20 protein-coding genes are annotated in these 18,577 nt (G+C 47.8%); 3 read left to right on the plus strand and 17 right to left on the minus strand.

What is annotated here, in order from left to right:
• Window positions 1-121 precede the first annotated feature (121 nt).
• The gene (sigK, locus tag BN1938_RS00660; RefSeq protein ID WP_009003191.1) at window positions 122-760 is read left to right on the plus strand and encodes an RNA polymerase sporulation sigma factor SigK; all 639 of its coding nucleotides are present in this window, start codon (window positions 122-124) and stop codon (window positions 758-760) included.
• 754 nt (window positions 761-1,514) lie between these two features.
• On the opposite strand, the gene BN1938_RS00665 is transcribed toward sigK, so the two are convergent.
• The 8 genes from BN1938_RS00665 to mtaB all read right to left on the minus strand — a co-directional run bounded on the left by BN1938_RS00665 (window position 1,515) and on the right by mtaB (window position 8,324).
• Window positions 1,515-2,738 (minus strand): peptidase U32 family protein, encoded by a 1,224-nt coding sequence (locus BN1938_RS00665; RefSeq protein ID WP_050638748.1) that lies wholly within the window; start codon window positions 2,736-2,738, stop codon window positions 1,515-1,517.
• A gap of 16 nt (window positions 2,739-2,754) precedes the next feature.
• The gene (locus BN1938_RS00670; protein ID WP_050638749.1) at window positions 2,755-3,417 is read right to left on the minus strand and encodes an O-methyltransferase; all 663 of its coding nucleotides are present in this window, start codon (window positions 3,415-3,417) and stop codon (window positions 2,755-2,757) included.
• Between the two features lie 3 nt (window positions 3,418-3,420).
• Entirely contained in the window at window positions 3,421-5,091 is a 1,671-nt protein-coding gene (locus BN1938_RS00675) for a ribonuclease J (RefSeq protein WP_050638750.1), read from the minus strand.
• Between the two features lie 137 nt (window positions 5,092-5,228).
• Window positions 5,229-5,690 (minus strand): Fur family transcriptional regulator, encoded by a 462-nt coding sequence (locus BN1938_RS00680; RefSeq protein WP_173005585.1) that lies wholly within the window; start codon window positions 5,688-5,690, stop codon window positions 5,229-5,231.
• A 112-nt stretch (window positions 5,691-5,802) separates the two neighbouring features.
• A complete protein-coding gene (locus BN1938_RS00685; RefSeq protein ID WP_025656754.1) occupies window positions 5,803-6,063 on the minus strand; it encodes a DUF1292 domain-containing protein in 261 nt (86 codons plus the stop codon).
• A gap of 51 nt (window positions 6,064-6,114) precedes the next feature.
• Window positions 6,115-6,561 carry a Holliday junction resolvase RuvX gene (ruvX, locus tag BN1938_RS00690; protein WP_050638751.1) on the minus strand — a complete coding sequence of 149 codons (447 nt, stop codon included), beginning with the start codon at window positions 6,559-6,561 and terminating at the stop codon, window positions 6,115-6,117.
• Window positions 6,562-6,566: 5 nt separating this feature from the next.
• The gene (locus BN1938_RS00695) at window positions 6,567-6,830 is read right to left on the minus strand and encodes an IreB family regulatory phosphoprotein (RefSeq protein ID WP_009003184.1); all 264 of its coding nucleotides are present in this window, start codon (window positions 6,828-6,830) and stop codon (window positions 6,567-6,569) included.
• A 171-nt stretch (window positions 6,831-7,001) separates the two neighbouring features.
• A complete protein-coding gene (gene mtaB / locus BN1938_RS00700; RefSeq protein WP_050638752.1) occupies window positions 7,002-8,324 on the minus strand; it encodes a tRNA (N(6)-L-threonylcarbamoyladenosine(37)-C(2))-methylthiotransferase MtaB in 1,323 nt (440 codons plus the stop codon).
• Between the two features lie 277 nt (window positions 8,325-8,601).
• Here mtaB and BN1938_RS00705 point away from each other — a divergent pair, with 277 nt between their 5' ends.
• Entirely contained in the window at window positions 8,602-8,838 is a 237-nt protein-coding gene (locus BN1938_RS00705) for an HPr family phosphocarrier protein (protein ID WP_050638753.1), read from the plus strand.
• 209 nt (window positions 8,839-9,047) lie between these two features.
• On the opposite strand, the gene thiI is transcribed toward BN1938_RS00705, so the two are convergent.
• The 9 genes from thiI to BN1938_RS00750 all read right to left on the minus strand — a co-directional run bounded on the left by thiI (window position 9,048) and on the right by BN1938_RS00750 (window position 17,864).
• Window positions 9,048-10,229 carry a tRNA uracil 4-sulfurtransferase ThiI gene (gene thiI / locus BN1938_RS00710; protein WP_050638754.1) on the minus strand — a complete coding sequence of 394 codons (1,182 nt, stop codon included), beginning with the start codon at window positions 10,227-10,229 and terminating at the stop codon, window positions 9,048-9,050.
• Window positions 10,230-10,282: 53 nt separating this feature from the next.
• The gene (locus BN1938_RS00715) at window positions 10,283-11,440 is read right to left on the minus strand and encodes a cysteine desulfurase family protein (RefSeq protein ID WP_050638755.1); all 1,158 of its coding nucleotides are present in this window, start codon (window positions 11,438-11,440) and stop codon (window positions 10,283-10,285) included.
• A gap of 119 nt (window positions 11,441-11,559) precedes the next feature.
• Entirely contained in the window at window positions 11,560-12,303 is a 744-nt protein-coding gene (locus BN1938_RS00720; protein WP_050638756.1) for a 16S rRNA (uracil(1498)-N(3))-methyltransferase, read from the minus strand.
• A gap of 52 nt (window positions 12,304-12,355) precedes the next feature.
• Window positions 12,356-13,309, minus strand: coding sequence for a 50S ribosomal protein L11 methyltransferase (gene prmA / locus BN1938_RS00725; RefSeq protein WP_050638757.1), 954 nt, complete (start codon window positions 13,307-13,309; stop codon window positions 12,356-12,358).
• Window positions 13,306-14,685 (minus strand): MATE family efflux transporter, encoded by a 1,380-nt coding sequence (locus tag BN1938_RS00730; protein ID WP_050638758.1) that lies wholly within the window; start codon window positions 14,683-14,685, stop codon window positions 13,306-13,308. Before BN1938_RS00730 ends, prmA begins: the two co-directional genes overlap by 4 nt.
• A gap of 265 nt (window positions 14,686-14,950) precedes the next feature.
• A complete protein-coding gene (locus BN1938_RS00735) occupies window positions 14,951-15,853 on the minus strand; it encodes a DMT family transporter (protein ID WP_050638759.1) in 903 nt (300 codons plus the stop codon).
• 57 nt (window positions 15,854-15,910) lie between these two features.
• Window positions 15,911-16,339: an MOSC domain-containing protein gene (locus BN1938_RS00740; RefSeq protein ID WP_050638760.1), complete on the minus strand. Its 429-nt coding sequence runs from the start codon at window positions 16,337-16,339 to the stop codon at window positions 15,911-15,913.
• Window positions 16,340-16,341: 2 nt separating this feature from the next.
• On the minus strand, window positions 16,342-17,343 hold the full coding sequence (moaA, locus tag BN1938_RS00745) for a GTP 3',8-cyclase MoaA (RefSeq protein ID WP_050638761.1): 1,002 nt from the start codon (window positions 17,341-17,343) through the stop codon (window positions 16,342-16,344).
• Window positions 17,340-17,864 carry a MogA/MoaB family molybdenum cofactor biosynthesis protein gene (locus tag BN1938_RS00750; RefSeq protein WP_050638762.1) on the minus strand — a complete coding sequence of 175 codons (525 nt, stop codon included), beginning with the start codon at window positions 17,862-17,864 and terminating at the stop codon, window positions 17,340-17,342. Before BN1938_RS00750 ends, moaA begins: the two co-directional genes overlap by 4 nt.
• 190 nt (window positions 17,865-18,054) lie before the next feature.
• On the opposite strand from BN1938_RS00750, the gene BN1938_RS00755 reads away from it, so the two are divergent.
• Window positions 18,055-18,366, plus strand: coding sequence for a hypothetical protein (locus tag BN1938_RS00755; protein WP_050638763.1), 312 nt, complete (start codon window positions 18,055-18,057; stop codon window positions 18,364-18,366).
• Window positions 18,367-18,577 lie beyond the last annotated feature (211 nt).

Here is an 18,577-nt window from a genome sequence, read left to right on the forward strand (position 1 = left end):
GCATGGAAGTTTCCCGGACTGCGGCAGAAGCCCCCTCCCGGACAGGCGTCCCCTCCTCGTCCCCCTATTTATTTTGTGTGGAAAAGCACAATTTTGACGTTTTTCACATAGACTATATCAAATGTGCTTAGAGGTGCTGTTCTTGAAATCTTTTCCAAATCCCCTCACTCCATCGGAAGAAAAATATTACATGCAAAAATATACAGAGGGCGACCTTCAGGCAAAACATGTCTTAATCGAACGAAATCTGCGGCTCGTTGCACATGTCATTAAAAAATACCAGTATCTCGACGAGGACCCTGAGGATCTCATATCTATAGGAACCATTGGCCTGATCAAAGCTGTCGTTACATTTAATCCCGATAAGGGCAACCGGCTTGCAGCCTATGCTTCCAAATGTGTTGAAAACGAAATTCTGATGTATCTGCGGGCCAAAAAGAAAACAAGCAAGGAAATCTCGCTGTATGAACCTATCGGTACCGACAGAGAAGGCAACGAAATCAAGCTTTATGACATCATCGAAACCGACGAAGCAGATGTCCCCGAGAAAATCCACCTCAAAGAAAATATCCAGAAGCTTTATGACAAAGTTGAAAACGAACTCTCCCAACGCGAAAGGCTCGTTCTGAAAATGCGGTACGGCCTCTACAACGGGGAAGAATACACACAGCGGGAAATTGCCAGGCAGCTGGGAATCTCCCGCTCCTACGTCTCCCGTATCGAAAAAAGTGCGGTGGAAAAGCTGCGGGAATTCTTCTAAGGGGGTGTAATGGGGAGTTTTTTGCGGAAGAGGGACGCTGAAAAACCGGGAAGCCTGCCCCAGGCGGGGAGCATCTATGCCATTTTAAAAATCCGCGCCGTTTACGTAAGAGGCCCTAATGGGAAAAAAACAGAAAATGGCGGGCCAGCGGCATGCAGCCCAAAATTCGATAATTTTGGGCCTTAGGCCGCTTCAGAATTTGCCGTGAGACGGCAAATTCTGCCCACCATTTTCTGTTTTTTTCCTTAAGGGCCTCTAGCGTAAACTATAGGACTTTTAAAATGGCATAGATGCTCCCCGCCTGGGGCAGGCTTCCCGGTTTTTCAGCTGGTTCATCCATCGGCAGTAAAGGCCCCTCCCCTGGGAGTGACACCAAACGGCTGCAGTGTATCAATTCGCCTCCACCGTCTATAAGACCAGCCACCTGGTCTTCCCTACCGTCCGGATGCACCAGCGAAATGAAGGGATAGCCGCAAGCCGTCCAAGTGCATACATACCGTTTTGAAGTGCTAAAGCGGATCTTAGAAATTCTAGGAAGCCGGCAGCTAAAAAAGTGGGGAAATTTTGTGATCACCGAATCACAAAATTAGGCGACCCAGCGCGAGAAATCATCGGATTTCTCGTGATGTGTCGCCTGTGCCCCACTTTTTTAGCTGCCGGCTTCCTAGAATTTCTTAGGTCCGTGTCCGCACATCAAAACGGCATGTATGCACTTGGACGGCTTGCGGCTATCCCTTTATTTCGCGTCCTCTCCCTATTCCCTCCGCCGAAGAAGATCAAACCTTTCTGCTTTTCTGCTCAGTTTGATCTGCAATTTTTGTTTGGAATGCGGCGCGCTTTCCTGTTCTTCTCCATCTTCGTTTATGATCTGAAGCACGGTAGTTTCTATATTATCTCCGTTTGGTTTCATGATCTCTATTGTTTCACCTACGGAAAATTTGTTTCTTTGCTCTATTTCGTACAGCCCGTCCCGCTCCTGGCCGATAATTCCTAGATATGTGTATTCTTTGACATAGGTGTTACTGTCATAGATCTGGGTTGTCTCATCCGGCTTTCCGAAGAAGAACCCCGTTGTAAACTGGCGGTATGTGCAGTTAGAGATTTGTTCCAGGTACCAGGGCATGTTTTTTCTGTACAGCTTTGGATCTTTTTGGCAGTCATCAATGGCTTTGCGGTAAGTCCTCGCAACGGTTGCCACATACAGGGCAGTCTTCATGCGTCCTTCGATCTTCAGACTGTCTATGCCCGCTTCCAGAAGTTCGGGGATATGCCCGATCATACACAGGTCCTTTGAATTGAAGATATAGGTGCCTCTCTCGTTCTCGTAGACCGGCATATACTCGCCGGGCCTTGTCTCCTCTACAACCGCATACTTCCAGCGGCAGGGGTGGGTACAGGAGCCCTGGTTCGCGTCTCTGCCCGTAAAATAGTTGCTCAGCAGACATCTTCCGGAATAGGAGATACACATGGCCCCGTGGACAAATGTCTCTATTTCAAGATCGTCCGGTATATTGGCACGCAGTTCTCTCAGTTCATCCAGCGAAAGCTCCCTTGCCGAGACAACACGGCTAGCTCCCTGTTTGTACCAGAAATTATATGTGCCGTAGTTCGTGTTATTGGCCTGTGTACTGATATGACGTTCAATCTCAGGACATACTTCCTTTGCAATTTCAAATACCCCCGGATCCGCTATGATCAGGCCGTCCGGTTTTATTTCCTTCAGTTCTTTAAAATACTCTCTTACACCGGACAGATCTCGGTTATGCGCCAGTATATTGGCTGTGACGTATACTTTAACACAATGCTCATGGGCAAAGGCAATGCCTTCCTTCATGTCATCCATAGAGAAATTCTTGGCCTTTGCACGGAGCCCAAAAGCCTCTCCGCCAATATATACTGCATCTGCTCCGAATATAACTGCTGTTTTTAATACTTCCAGACTGCTCGCCGGAATCAAAAGTTCTGGACGTCTTCCCATTTCCTATTCCTTTCTATTACATTTCCTCTTTCAGCTGTCCTCTTTTTGTGCTGACTGCTACGCCGTCACCCAGTGGCAGTATGGACGTTACCACCCCTTCTTTATGCTTCAGTTCATACAGATATTCCCGCATCCTGGCATGAATGGTGCGGTTCCTGCGCTCTACTGCAAAGCGGGACTCGATAATATCTCCGTCCTGCATGACATTGTCTGAGACGAGCGTGCCGCCATCCGCCAGAAGCCGCAGGACCTCGGGCATAAAATGGATGTACTGGCCCTTGGCAGCGTCCATAAAGATAAAATCAAAGGATTGGTCCAAGTCTTTCAGCACCTCAGAAGCATCCCCCTCCAGCAGGGTTATCTGCTGCTCTTTCCCCGCCCTCCTGAAGTTTTCACGGGCAATGGGAATTCTTTTTTCATATTTTTCTATTGTTATAATCTCACACCCCTCCGGGGCGTATTCACTCATCAATAACGCAGAGAAACCTACGGCAGTCCCGACTTCGAGAATGCGCATAGGTTTTTGTATGGTGATAAGCACCTTGAGGAAGCTCTGCATTTCTTTTCTTATGATCGGAACGCAAGTATCCAGGGCTTCCTTCTCGATGGCCTCCAGTATTTCACTGTTCTCTGTCTCCATGGAATTGATGAATGTAACGATACGTTCATCAACTATCATATCTTACACATCCACATCCATTATAATTGGTATAATCATCGGGCGTCTCTTTGTCTTTTTCCAGATAAAATCATTCATTGTGTCGCGTATAGCCAGTTTGATCTTATTCCAGTCCGCATGCTTATTGGCAAGGCAGCGCTCCAGGCCGTCTGTCACTACCTGGCGTGCTTCTTCCATCAGCCCTTCTGATTCACGCACATAGACGAAACCGCGGGATACAATATCCGGTCCTGCAAGCAGGTGGTTTGTTCCCTTTTCCAGCGTCAGTACAACGATTAGAATACCATCCTCCGCCAGATGCTGCCTGTCTCTGAGTACGATGTTTCCAACGTCTCCGACTCCAAGCCCGTCCACCAGGATTGCGCCTGTGTGTACTTTATCCACGAGTTTAGCCTCATCCTCACTCAACTCCATGACATCTCCGGACTGCATAATAAAGATATTCTCATTCGGTATACCCAGAGAACTTGCAATCGCCGCATTTGCCTTTAGGTGGCGGTATTCGCCGTGCACCGGGAGGGCATACTTAGGTTTTACAAGGGAATAAATCAGCTTAAGTTCTTCCTGGCAGGCATGTCCGGAAACATGAGCATCCTGGAAAATTACGTTCGCTCCCTTTGCAGATAATTCATTGATAACACGTGATACAGACTTCTCGTTACCCGGTATCGGGTTGGAACTGAATATAATCGTATCATTCGGCTGAATAGTAACCTTACGGTGTACGTCCGCAGCCATTCTGGACAGCGCCGCCATGGATTCTCCCTGGCTTCCTGTCGTAATCAGCACCATCTTCTCCGGCGGATAATGTCTCATCTGGTCAATCTCAATGAGTGTATTATCCGGTATATTCAGGTATCCCAATTCCGATGCTGTTGAAATAATATTTACCATACTGCGGCCTTCCACTACCACCTTGCGGCCGTACTTATATGCAGAATTGATGACCTGCTGTACACGGTCTACATTGGATGCAAATGTCGCGATAATAATCCTTGTGTTCTGATGCTCCGCAAAAATATGGTCAAACGTGATTCCCACTGTCCGCTCAGACTGGGTAAACCCTTTCCTCTCTGCGTTCGTACTATCCGCCATCAGCGCCAGCACGCCCTTCTTGCCAATCTCAGCAAAGCGCTGCAGATCGATGGCATCGCCGAATACCGGCGTATAATCCACCTTGAAGTCTCCGGTATGCACTACGATACCCGCCGGAGAATAGATAGCCAGCGCGGATGCATCCTGAATGCTGTGGTTGGTCTTGATAAACTCAATTCTGAACTTACCAAGGTTGATTGACTGCCCGTGGCGTACCACTTTCCTCTTTGTACCGCGGACCAGATTGTGTTCTTTTAATTTATTTTCAATAATACCCATGGTCAGCTTTGTTGTATAAATCGGGAGATTGATCTCCTTCAGTACATAGGGCAGGGCGCCGATATGGTCCTCATGTCCATGGGTAATAACAAATCCCTTAACCTTGTCGATATTATCCTTAAGATATGTTACATCCGGTATTACAAGATCAATACCGAGCATATCGTCTTCCGGGAATGCGAGTCCGCAGTCCACTACAATAATACTGTCCTCGTATTCAAAGGCAGTAATATTCATCCCTATCTGCTCAAGACCGCCGAGAGGGATAATCCTTAATTTACCATTGTTTGTTTTTTTCAATAATTTTACACCTCCATGTGTTTTATGTACTTACTTCATTAATGTCCAGAACATGCCGTGCGCACCTGAAGTGTGTGAACAGCACCTACTTCTGCGCATGAAAAAAACAGCAACCCTCCGTTACATTTAACAACGGATTATTTGCTTTTACTGAGGCATTCTTTACAAAGTCCGTAAAATTTCAGTTCGTGATCCAGCACATGGAATCCTGTATCCTCCTCAATATGACGCTCCAGTTCCTCCAGGAGGTCATCTTCAAAAGGAAGTACCTTTCCACATGTCCTGCATATTAGATGATGATGGCTGTGCTTTGTATCACCTTCAAAAATATGTCCGATCTCATATCTGACACACCCGTCATCTAAATTAATGCGGTCCACCAACTGCATTTCAAGGAGCAGCTGCAAAGTACGATAAACGGTGGCAAGTCCAATCTCAGGATAGCCCTCCTTTATCACTTCGTATATGTCTTCAGCCGCCATATGGCTGCCGCTGTTCTTAGCCAGCGTTTGTAAAACCAGCAATCTCTGCTGTGTTACTTTTAAGCCTTTTTCTCTCAGTTTTACTTTAAGCAGTTCCTGCACTTTTTCCTGTTCCATTGCCATACTCCGATTCATTAGCAGTAAGTAAATCTATTGTAAAAATCTTTTGCCTTTTATGGCCTACCGCAGCCCGGCCCCGTAAACTTATGCCGCACGGCGGATACAGATCTTACATTTCAATATCTACGTCCTCCAGCAGTTCCTCAAAAACCTTGGAAACCGCCAGAAGCTCAGTATCATCTTCAACAACCTCATAGACACTGTCCGCATCCTCTGCAGAACTCATGTCCTTTAATATGAGACATTCCGCGTCATCTTCTTCTGAGTCTGTGACCAGTATGTATACAGCACCATTAATTTTTGTCTGTTCCAGAACAAAAAATTCTACTGTTTCACTTGTATCCTCAAATGTAAATTTAATCTTTTCCATACAAATGTCCCCTTATTTCCGCAGCCACTGCATCTGCCCGCAGGCCGTGCTTTACTTGCCCTGCCCGGTCTGCCTCTGCAAATATACAGAATCCAGATATCCCTGCAGGATGAATATTGCCGCAATCTTGTCAATATACTTTTTCCGGTTCTCACGTCTCACATTGCTCTCAATCAAAGTCCGCTCTGCCTCCACGGTCGTCAGGCGCTCATCCCACATGATGACTTCCAGCCCGGTGCGCCGCGCAAGCATATCCCTGAACTCTAAAGATTTCTCCGCACGTTCTCCTATGTCGTTATTCATATGTTTTGGAAAACCAAGCACGATCTTCTCCACCTCGTATTCAGAAACCAGTTCTTCGATACGCGCCAGAGTCCGCCTCAGCTTGTTCTCCTCTTTTCTCTGAATTGTTTCAATTCCCTGGGCAGTAAGTCCCAGAGCATCGCTGATCGCGACGCCGACTGTCTTCGTGCCATAATCAAGTCCCATAATCCTCATAATGATTATTCCCAGGAATTGTGCGTAATATACGCTTTTAACAATTCTTCTACCAGTTCATCCCTCTCCACTTTCATCACCAGGCTTCTTGCGCCGTTATAACTTGTGATGTAAGTCGGATCGCCGGACATGATATAACCGACAATCTGGTTCACCGGGTTATACCCCTTCTCTTTCAGAGCTTTGTATACGATCTCCAGAATATCCCTTGCGGAAATCTGGGGACCCGGCTCTACCTGAAAGAATTGGGTGTTGCTTAAATCGCTCATTTCTTCTCCTCCATTTTTGTGTACCCTGTTGTTTTAGTGCTATCTGTATTTTCCAACAATCTTTTGATAAATCCGTTACTATTCACGGCCCAGGGGTCGCACATAGTAACATAAATCCGGCATTCTTGCCTAGTACCCTATTTACAATTCTAATATAAACACTGCTAAAATTCAATGTATAATTTGTAAATCATTTTCAATTTCAACTTTTACGATACAATTCTGCTGATTTTTATCCGCGTCTAGTGCAATTTTCATATACTCTTTTGTATGGCCGGCCAGCTTTTTCCTGCCATTTTGTTCTATTTCTTCCTCGAGCAGAACTTCCACTTCTTTTCCGATAAAACTTTTCTCGTAGGCCAGTCTCTTTTTCTCATTCAGGGCAAGCAGAATCTCACTTCTTTGTGACTTTACCTGTTCCGGCACCTGATTTTCCATGACCGCAGCCTTTGTGCCCTGCCTTTTTGAGTATTTAAAAATATGGGTCTCATAAAAGTCTACCTTATCCACAAATGCCCTGGACTGCTCGAATTCTTCTTCTGTCTCCCCGGGGAATCCGACGATGATGTCGGTTGTCAGCGCGGGATGATCAAAGTACTTTCTCAGCAGCCGGCATTTTTCATAGTATTCCCTGCTGTCGTACCTTCTGTTCATTCTTTTCAGAGTCGCATCGCACCCACTCTGCAGAGACAGATGAAAATGCGGACAAAGCTTTTCGAGTGACGAAAGCCTCTTCGCAAACTCTTCCGTTATGATGCGCGGCTCCAGAGAACCCAGGCGTATCCTTTTGATCCCCCCGATCTCATGCACCGCCTGAATCAGGGACAGCAGGTTTTCCGGCTCCTCCAGGTCAATCCCATAGGAACTCAGATGGATTCCTGTGAGGACGACTTCCTGGTACCCGTTTTCTGCAAGGCGTTTTACCTCCTCCATCACATCCTCTTTTGCCCGGCTTCTCACACGTCCCCTGGCATAGGGAATAATACAGTAAGAACAGAACTGATTGCAGCCGTCCTGTACCTTAATATAAGCCCTCGTATGCTCCCCCGTCTTTGACAGGCGCAAGGGTTCGTATTCCTTCGTATGATTGATATCTATCAATTCCCTGGCGAATACGGAGTTGTGGCCAGCCGTTTCTTTTGCATGATGCTTGTTTTCATATTCTTCCAGGATAGTCAGCAGATCCTGTTTCTTATTATTGCCAATCACAATATCAATACAGGGATCTATCTCCTGCTTGTCCTCCTGCGCCTGCACATAGCATCCCGCAGCGACCACCACCGCATCCGGATTCATCTTCCTGGCCCGGTGGAGCATCTGCCTGGACTTGCGGTCCGCAATATTTGTCACGGTGCAGGTGTTAATAATGTAGATATCCGCGCCTTCTTTAAACGGAACGATTTGATACCCTGCATTCTCCAACATTTCCTGCATCGCCTCAGTCTCGTAAGCATTCACTTTACACCCCAGATTGTGCAGTGCAACCTTCTTCATAAATTAATTCTCCTATTTTCTTGTCTAAATTGTTGTAACAGTTCAGGCAAACCTGAACTGTTACGCATCCAGCCTATTAGAATTTGCCCGCGGCGAAGAACTGGATGCCGTCAGCCACTATGTTTACGTGCGGTCTGTACAGTAAATGCGCAGACCTGTCTGAGCTGTTATAAATTGTTACTTTTTTCCTTCTTTGTTTCTTGACTTTTAAACTGTCTTCTCGTAGAATAGACATAGGGTAAAACCCTGTAAATGTATATTAAGGAGGGATTTCACGATGAAAACAGTACAGATTTCTTTAAACTCGATCGACAAAGTAAAATCATTTGTAAATGAAATTACAAAATTTGATAATGACTTTGATTTAGTATCCGGAAGGTATGTCATAGATGCCAAATCAATCATGGGTATTTTCAGTTTAGATCTTTCAAAACCGATCGAACTGAACGTACATGCTGAGGGTAATGTAACAGACGACATTCTCAGCGCACTGGATCCATACATTATTAAATAGTAAGTGGCTCAACACCACAAAAACAAAAAGCGTGTCCGCCCCGGACACGGTATACAGAATGCCGGATTGGCATACATCTGCATGATATGAGCTGTCTCACAAGAGGCAGCCCTTTTTATATAATAGAAAAATGCCCGGCATTTTCCTATTATATGAAACTCTCCGGGGGATGCACACGCCGCGGCCGGAAGAGTCATCCCCCCGGCACACTACTTCACTGTCAGTATCTCTGTCGTATCAATTGCCGTCTTCACAAGCTCATCTATCTTCTCTGTCAGATTCAGCTCCGACTTTTCAATCCGCTCCAGATTCGGTTTTGTAACCGGATGTTTTGCCACAAAGATGGTGCAGCAGTCTTCAAATGGCTGGATCGAAGTCTCATACGTATCGATCTTCTCTGCGATTTCCACGATTTCCCGTTTATCAAATCCGATCAATGGGCGGTAAACAGGCAGCGTGCACACTGCGTTTGTGGCCGCAAGGCTCTGCATGGTCTGGCTCGCAACCTGTCCGATGCTTTCCCCTGTGATCAGGCCCAGGCAGCCGTTCTCCTTTGCAAAATGCTCCGCAATCTTCATCATATATCTGCGCATAATAATGGTAAGCTCCTCATGCGGGCATTTTTCATAGATATAGAGCTGGATATCCGTGAAATTAACAACGTGCAGCTGAACCGGCCCTGCGTACCTGGAAACCAGTCTGGCCAGATCAACCACCTTTTCTTTCGCCCTCTCGCTGGTATACGGCGGAGCATGGAAATACGTGGCGTGCAGCCCGACTCCCCGCTTTGAGATCATATAGCCTGCAACTGGGCTGTCGATTCCGCCGGACAGCAGAAGCATGGCGCTGCCGTTCGTACCCACAGGCATACCGCCGGGTCCCGGTATGATCTCGGAATAAAGATAGATCTCCTCCCGCACCTCCACATTCAGCCGGATATCCGGATTGTGCACGTCTACCTTCATTCCCGGGAATGCATCCAGTATCACCCCGCCCAGCTCGCAGTTGATCTCCATCGAAGTCATGGGATACTGTTTTCGGCTTCTCCGGGCCTCTACCTTGAATGTCTGGGTCCCATCGGGATACATTTCCTCCATATAGGATATAACATCCTTGGAAAGCTGCTCGAATCCCCGGTCTTCCACACGCACGACCGGGCAGATTCCCACGATTCCGAATACTCTCTTCAGGCTCTCTATCGTCTCTTCATAGTCATACTCGCCTTCACATTCCACATAGACCCTGCCTTGGGCTTTGTGAACATAGAATTCTCCGTCTACCCCTTTTAACGCAAAGCGCATCTGGCGGACCAGAGCGTCCTCAAACAGATATCTGTTTTTACCCTTAATACCGATTTCTCCGTATTTAATCAAGAATGAATGAAATCTCATCTCTCTCTCCTTATGTGCTGCGTTTCCTGCATCCTGGCAGGAAACGCAAGATTTTAGTGTCTTGTATATTTCCGAAGCATTGGAACACAATTATATAACGTCTCCAGCGTATAGTCAATTTCTTCTTTTGTGGTGAACTCCGACATACTGAATCTCAGCGTTGCATCCAGATACTCTTTCGGCGCTCCGATTCCTTTGAGCACACCGCTGACAGACGGATGATTGGAGGAGCATGCCGAACCGGACGAAACGTAGATTCCTTTATCTTCCAGGGCATGCAGAAGCACTTCGCTGCGGATTCCGGCAATTCCAACACTAATTATATGGGGCGCGCTGTTCTCATCAGTCAGGCCGTGTACAGCGATATTCTCGATTCCGGAGATTCCTTCCAGAAAATATGCCTTCAATTCCCGCATCAAGGCCACCTTCATATCCAAATCACTGTAGATCATCTGCGCCGCCAGACCAAGCCCGGCAATCCCCGGAACATTTTCCGTCCCGGAACGGATATTCTTCTGCTGTTCCCCTCCGAACACGATCGGTTTTATCTTCACCTTTTCATTGATATAAATAAATCCGGTTCCCTTCGGCCCATGAATCTTATGTCCGCTGGCAGTCAGCATGTCGATTCCCTGCCTTTTCGGGTATATGTGATATTTGCCAAATCCCTGTACCGCGTCTGAGTGGAATAAAATGTTCGGGTTATATTTCTTTACGATCTGAACCGCCTCGTCTACGGGCTGCACAGAACCGACTTCATTATTCACATACATCATTGATACGAGGATCGTGTCTTCACACAGAGCTTCCTTCAAAGCTTCCATTTTTGCCCTTCCATGTGCATCTACCGGCAGGTATGTGATGCGGAAGCCCTCCTCTTCTTCAAGATACCGCATTGTATTCAGAATAGCAGGATGCTCAATTGCTGTTGTAATCAGATGGTTACCGGCCCGCTTATTTGCACGGGCGGCGCCGATCAGCGCAAGATTATCGCTTTCGGTTCCTCCTGAAGTAAAAAAGATTTCCTTCGTGTTCACCTTCAGAATCCTGGCCAGTCTCTCTTTCGCCTCTTTCACGTACCGTTCTGCTTCCACGCCTTTTCTGTGCATAGAAGAGGGATTGCCGTAATCCTGGCACATCACTTTATAAACCAAATCCCCAACTTCCGGATAGCATCTGGTCGTTGCTGAATTATCCAAATATACTTCCATGATATTCTTCCTTTACTGTTTCTTATTATTACACTATGCTTTCCGAACACTTAATGTTCAGAAAGATCCTTTCCCGCAGCAATGAAATCACCGAAAATACTCTGCCTGGAACGTAAAAATTACACAGAAGGCTCCAGGTGGTACATCAGAATGGACAAAATCGTTAATCCGGCCGTCTCCGTGCGCAGTATCCTTCTGCCCAGCGTGATGGGAAGTGCTCCCATATTCACGGCTTTTTCTATCTCTTCTTCCTCGAATCCGCCCTCCGGTCCGATAAATATTCCAATGCTCTGCCCCGGCTCAACAGACGAAATCAGCCGCTTTGTCTCTTCCATTCCTTTTGCCAGTTCATATGGGATCAGCACAATATCCAGCCCCGCCGCATATTCCAGCGCTGCGCCAAAACTTTTCACCTGCGTCACCTGCGGAATGATGCTGCGGCCGCATTGCTTTGCGGCGCTCAGGGCGATCGCGTTCCAGCGCTCTGTTTTTTTGGCCGCCTTCTTCTCATCCAGCTTTACCACTGCACGGTTGGTTCCCACCGGGATCACCTCATAGACTCCGAGCTCCACGGCTTTCTGGATAATCAGTTCCATTTTATCACTTTTGGGCAGCCCCTGAAACAGGTAAATCTTAGATGGCAGCTCGGCAGGCTCTCCTGCTGATGACAAAATCCGGAGAATCACAGCTTCCTCTTCATACCGGTCTATCTCACACAGATATTCTTTCCCTGCTCCGTCACTGATTTCCACCTCTTCTCCAGGCTTCATGCGGAGCACATTTTTTATATGGTTTACGTCCGGCCCGCCAATCTCTATCACTGTTTCATGAACCCTGGACGGTTCTGTAAAAAAACGATGCATCTCACATCCCCCACTTTCTTCTGAATCTGCCTCTTTCTGACGCCGTCTCTTTCTAACTCTTTCTTGCAGTTACAGATACCCATTCACCCTGGTAAGTCACTTCCAGCACTTCCAGTCCGGCTTCCTCCACTGCGCGGATCACGGTCTGTTCCTTATCATCGATAATACCGCTGGTAATATAAATACCGCCTGCCTTCATGTGGTTCACGATCACCGGTGTCAGCTCCACCAACACGTCCGCCAGAATATTTGCCGCAACAATATCGTACCGGGCGTATCCTGCTTTTTCCTGTACCGCCTTATCATCAATGATATTCCCGATCATCACTTCGTACTGATCACGGTTGATTCCATTGACCTCCATATTCTCATTGGTGGCATTTATCGCACAGGGATCCAGATCCGTACCCACGGAATAGGCTGCCCCGAACTTCAGCGCCAGCATACCCAGGATACCGCTCCCGCAGCCCACATCCAGAATCTGTGTCTCAGAAGTCACATATTTGCGCAGCTGACGGATGCAAAGCTGCGTGGTCTCATGCATGCCCGTGCCAAATGCAGTACCCGGATCGATGTGGATCACAAGTTTGTCGCTGTCTTCCGGCTTAACATCCTCCCAGGATGGAATGATCAGGATATCATCCACATAGAACTGATGGAAATACTGCTTCCAGTTGTTCACCCAGTCGACGTCCTCTGTCTGGGACTCCTCTATGATGCATTCTCCCACATCCACATAGGAAGACATCTCCTCCAGTTCTCTTCTGACATCGCCGAGAATCTTTTCTTTATCCGCTTCCACTTCCAGATAAAAGTTCAGGTATGCCACTCCGTCATCTGCTTCCCCCTCGGGGAGAATATCTACAAACATCTGCTCTTTGTCCGCCTGCGTCAGCGGAACCTTATCCACGATCTCCACTCCCTGGATTCCCAGGTCCATCAGCATGCTGCTGACAATATCTTCCGCCTCTGTTGTCGTCTTTAACCGGAAACTATTCCATTTCATCTCATCTTTTCCTCCTGAAATAATCTTCTTAATCTCTTCATCACCTGAAAAAATGCCGGAATCAGAAACAAGTCTGCAGCCAGCCACGCAAGCCCGTTGCCAAGGCACACTGCTCCATATCCGAAGGCCGGCACCAGAATAAATCCTGTAAATCCTCTCGCCGCCATTTCACACACTCCTGCGAGTATGGCAAACATACTGTATCCCATACCCTGTATCAGAAAACGTACAATATTTACCGCGGCAAGCAGCATGTAACAGACCGCGGAGCCCAGCAGGTACTGGTACACCTGTCCCAGAATCTGGCTTTCCCCTTTATCGATAAACAGCCAGGCAATCTGCTTTCCCCACAGAACAGTAATTCCCAGTGCCACTGCAGAATAAACCGCTCCGATGATAAGACAGCCTTTCAAACCTTTGCTGATCCGGTCCAGACGCTTGGCCCCTACATTCTGACCGCCGTAGGTCGCCATGGTAGAACCCATCGCATCAAAGGGACAGCACAAAAGCATCTGGATCTTGGAAGCCGCAGTCACCGAAGCCACCGCCATAGACCCCAGAGAATTCACCGCAATCTGCAGAATCACGCTGCCGATGGCAGTGATGGAATACTGCAGCCCCATAGGAATTCCCATCCTGCACAGCGGGCCGACATATCTTCGGTTCAGTTTCCAGTCCTCTTTCTGAAGCCGCAGAATCGGGAAATGCTTCATCATATAGAAAAGACACAGTATCCCCGAAACCGCCTGGGATGCTACCGTTGCATAGGCAGCTCCCGCCACACCCATCTTAAACACTACAATAAACAGCACATCCAGCAGAATATTCAGCAGAGAGGACACGGTAAGGAAAAGGACCGGCGTCCTCGCATCTCCAAGTGAGCGGATGTAGCCGGAGAGCAGATTATATAGAAAAATGGCCGGAATGCCTGCAAATATCACAACAATATACTGGTAGGCCCCGTCGATAATATCGGACGGGGTGTTCATAAGTTCCAGAATCTGGCGGCACAGTACCACTGTGATGCCTGTCATCACCGCCGCAAATATCACGCTCAGAGTTGCCCCGTTTCCGGCCGATTTGCGAAGCCCCCGCTCATCTTTTGCGCCGAACTTCTGTGCAACCGGTATTGCAAATCCATTGCATATCCCCATGCAGAATCCAATGACACAAAAATTCACAGAACCCGTGGCGCCCACAGCCGCAAGCGCTTTAACCCCCAGAAACCGGCCGACAATCACGGTATCCGCCATATTATAAAACTGCTGGAATAAAAATCCAAATATCATAGGCAGGGTAAATTCCAGAATCAGTTTGACCGGGCTTCCCTGTGTCATATCTTTCATCAATGTTTTCTTTTTTATTGTATTTTTCATCTTCTAAGCCTCTGTATTTCTTCCTCATGTTATGGCCGCTTTTCGGCAATCCATTGTCCACTATATAACTTTTCAGACACACATGCAAGAAATTTTTCAGATGCCAGAGGAATCAGCATCCGGTCCGATGCTGTTCAGACCGTGCTGTACGCAGCCGCTGTGTGTGAACAGTCTCCTCTTTTCTGCTCTTTACAGGCCGGCCCGCAGGCAGCGGCATTTTATTAATTTAACCGTAAGATTACAGGCAGACCTGGACTGTTACATTTTAACGCAATTTCTCAGGGATTGCCAGTATAAACAGTGTGGACAGGACAAGCGCAAACCCCAGAATATCCATTTTCATAAATCTGGTGCCCAGGAATACCGCCGCTACAACTGAGGCCGCGACCGGCTCCACACAGGAAAAAAGCCCGGCATATACAGAACCGGTGTACTTTACTGCGGACAGATAAAAGCAGAACGGCAGGATTGTCCCTACGGTGATAATCGTAACAAAAGCCGCCGCAACCTGAACATCGATCACAACAGGTATCCGCCACGGCCTCGTCACAGCCATCAGTACCAGGCCTCCCACAATCATCCCCCAGGCGCTGACTGCTTCCGCGCTGTACCGTTTAACCAAAGGCGCCGGGAGCACACCGTAAAAGCAGGTCGTCACTGCTAAAAGCATTCCAAGTAAAAACCCTTTTGGGGAAATCGCCAGTGACGAAAGATTTCCGTGCGTCGCAACGATGGCAATCCCGGAGATTGCTGCCAGAACAGCTGCGATCTCCTTCTTCCCCGGCATAATTTTATAAACAACAGCGAAAAATAAGATCAGCATGGCCGGGTTCAGGTACTGAAAAATTGTGGCCGTCCCGGCATCCATCTCCTGCACGGCGGAGAAAAAAGTAAACTGCATGCCCAGCATGCCGAATACCCCGAATAGAACCAGCCTGCACGCATCCGTCTTCTCCTTCCAGACACTGGTAATATCCTGCCGCCTTACTCCCGCATAGATCAGCAGGAGCAGCCCGGCAAAAACCAGGCGGAAGGGTACAAGCCATTCGGAAACGATATTTTTTCTTTCAAATAAGTATTGTGCCGCGGGACTTGTAATCCCCCACAGCATACCTGCCATAAAGGCATACAGACATCCCTTTAACTTTACATTTCGATTCTGTGCCATTCTTATCCGTCCTCATATTCCAGCTGGTGTATGCTTCGTAAATTCTTCCTTTTCATTTCAAATCACTTCCAGGATATCCCCCGTCCGGATTGTCCCCCCTCTTATCACGATTGCAAAGACGCCTTCCCTTGGCATAATGCAGTCGCCCATTTTCTGAAAGATCTCGCAGCCGTGATGGCATTCCTTTCCGATCTGTGTCATCTCCAGGATCACATCATTGCACTGAAAACGGGTTCCTACAGGGAATGTCTTAAAATCGATCCCTTCAACAACCAGATTCTCTCCAAAAGCGCCGTCGGCCACCTCCGCACCTCGCTTGCGGAAATCCTCTATTTTATCATAAGAAAGAAGGCTCACCTGTCTGTGCCATTTCCCGGCGTGGGCATCCCCCTTAATCCCAAAATCTTCTATAAATACTGCCTCCCCAACATTGGTCTTCTGTGTCCCCTTTGCAGGGCTTGTACAAACAGCAATTACTTTTCCCATGTTTATCCTCCGATTCTTGACATTTGTTTTCCTTCCAGCGGCCCCTCATTCTCTGTCCCCTGTCTCTCATCTCTTTTCAGCGTGAACTGATGGCACCGGGGCTTTTCAAATATGACCTTCCCGATGACCTCATCCAGCTTTGCATCATCGGCCCCGCTTCTCAGCAGGCGCCTTAAATCCGCCCCTTTGGAATACTGCAGGCAAGGCTTTAAAAGACCTTCCGCAGTCAGGCGGACCCTGTTGCAGCTTCCGCAGAACTGGTGTGAAATGGCGCTGATGAAACCTATTTTCCCGGAAAAGCCCGGAAAAGAAGCATAAACTGCGGGACCATTTCCAAAGCTTCCGGATAAAAACCTCGGATCACCATACGCTTGTTTCAGCACCCGGCACACCTCCTCCTGGCTGCTGCCGGCACAGGATTTTCCAAGCCCGATGGGCATCATCTCTATAAACCGCACATCCACCGGCTCATTCTTTGCCAGTTCCGCCAGGGGAACCCACTGGGTTTCATTGACTCCCTGCAGAGCGACACAGTTGACTTTCACCCGGATGCCCGGATACTTAAGCGCCGCCTCCAGACCTTCCATCGCTTTCCCAAGCTCGTCCCGTCTGGTAATCTGTGCATACTGTTCCCGTTCCAGCGTATCGAGGCTGATATTAACAGCATCCAGGCCCGCTTTCGCCAGTTCTTCAATCTGTCCTGCAAGCAGCACTCCGTTCGTTGTCAAAGTAATCTGCTCTATTCCATCTATTTGCCTAAGTTCATACAAAAGGCCGCTGATGCCCTTTCTCACCAGCGGCTCTCCGCCTGTCAGCTTGATCTTTGAGACCCCCTTGTCCGCACAGATCCGGCAGATCCTGGCAATCTCGCTGTAAGTCAGGATCTCATTGTGCGCGACCTGCTCGACTCCCTCCTCGGGCATACAGTAGCTGCACCGGAGATTGCACCTGTCTGTTACAGACACTCTCAGATATTCTATTTCCCGTCCATACTGATCCGTCATGCTTTTGCCCCCGGTTTTTTAGCTTCGCTTCCACATTCCCCCGTGACTCCCTTCATGATCTCCAGTCCATGGGACAGGGACGGCAGAATATATTCCAGATTTTCCTTCACCGCTTTCGGGCTGCCCGGAAGGTTAATAATCAGAGTCTTCCCCCGCATCACGGAGGCTCCCCTGCTCAGCATGGCACGCGGGGTAATCTGCAGCGAGGCATACCGCATCGCCTCGGCAATTCCCGGCGCATTCCTTTCCGCCACGGCAAGAGTTGCCTCCGGCGTGCAGTCCCTCGGTGAAAATCCCGTCCCGCCGGTGGTAAGAATCAAGTCTGTCTCCCTCTCGTCGCAGAGTTCTGTCAGCTTCTCCTCAATCATCATCTGCTCATCCGGCAGCAAAACCATCTCCGTCACCTCATATCCGGCGCGCTCAATCATCTCCCGGATCAGCGGCCCGCTTTTATCCTCCCGCTCCCCGGCGTATCCCTTGTCACTCAGTGTAATAATCGCTGTTTTCCATTTTATCGGCATCTTTATTGCTCCTTGTATATAATCCGGCTTTTATAGCTTCCAATTTTTTAACGATTCACTATATTATAGCATGAACATGCGTCCCTTAAAAGACCCGAATCATCCATGGCTTTGTCCATTGACAGTCCGCATATATATATATATATGGTAATGTTAATAAATCCAATAAAATGAATTGGAAGTATTTTCTATGGACGAAGAAGCTGCCATTACAGCAATGAATACAAACAGCGAGCGGATTAAGCGTATACATCAGCGGGTACGTAAGGTGAAAACGAGCGAGGAAGCAGGGGTGAGATATATGCAGGCTTGGGAAGAAAGATATTATGAGCGTGAAGAAGCCAGAAATGAGGGAATAGAGCAGGGAATCAAAGCATTGGTACTGGATTATATTGAGGAAGAATTTGACAAGGATAAAATTATAAAAAAATTACAGAAAAGGTTCACAATGACTGAGGACAAAGCAAAGGAGTATTATGAAAGATTCAGGCAAACAGAATAAAGGAGTATCTATGCCATTTTTAAAGTCTTAGCGTTCATATTAGAGTCCCTTAAGGAAAAACATAGAGAATACCGCTGGACCGCTATTCTCTCGTATAACTCAAAGTAAATAGCATGATGGTTCGCTACGTATAATTTTTCGAGAGTGCAGATGCAAAAACGCAGGCATAGTGGGTTACGCTGAGGCTTTTGCATCTGTGCTTTCGTGAAAT

Source organism: Eubacterium sp. SB2, from assembly GCF_001244405.1.
Classification (GTDB): domain Bacteria; phylum Bacillota; class Clostridia; order Lachnospirales; family Lachnospiraceae; genus Faecalicatena; species Faecalicatena contortus_B.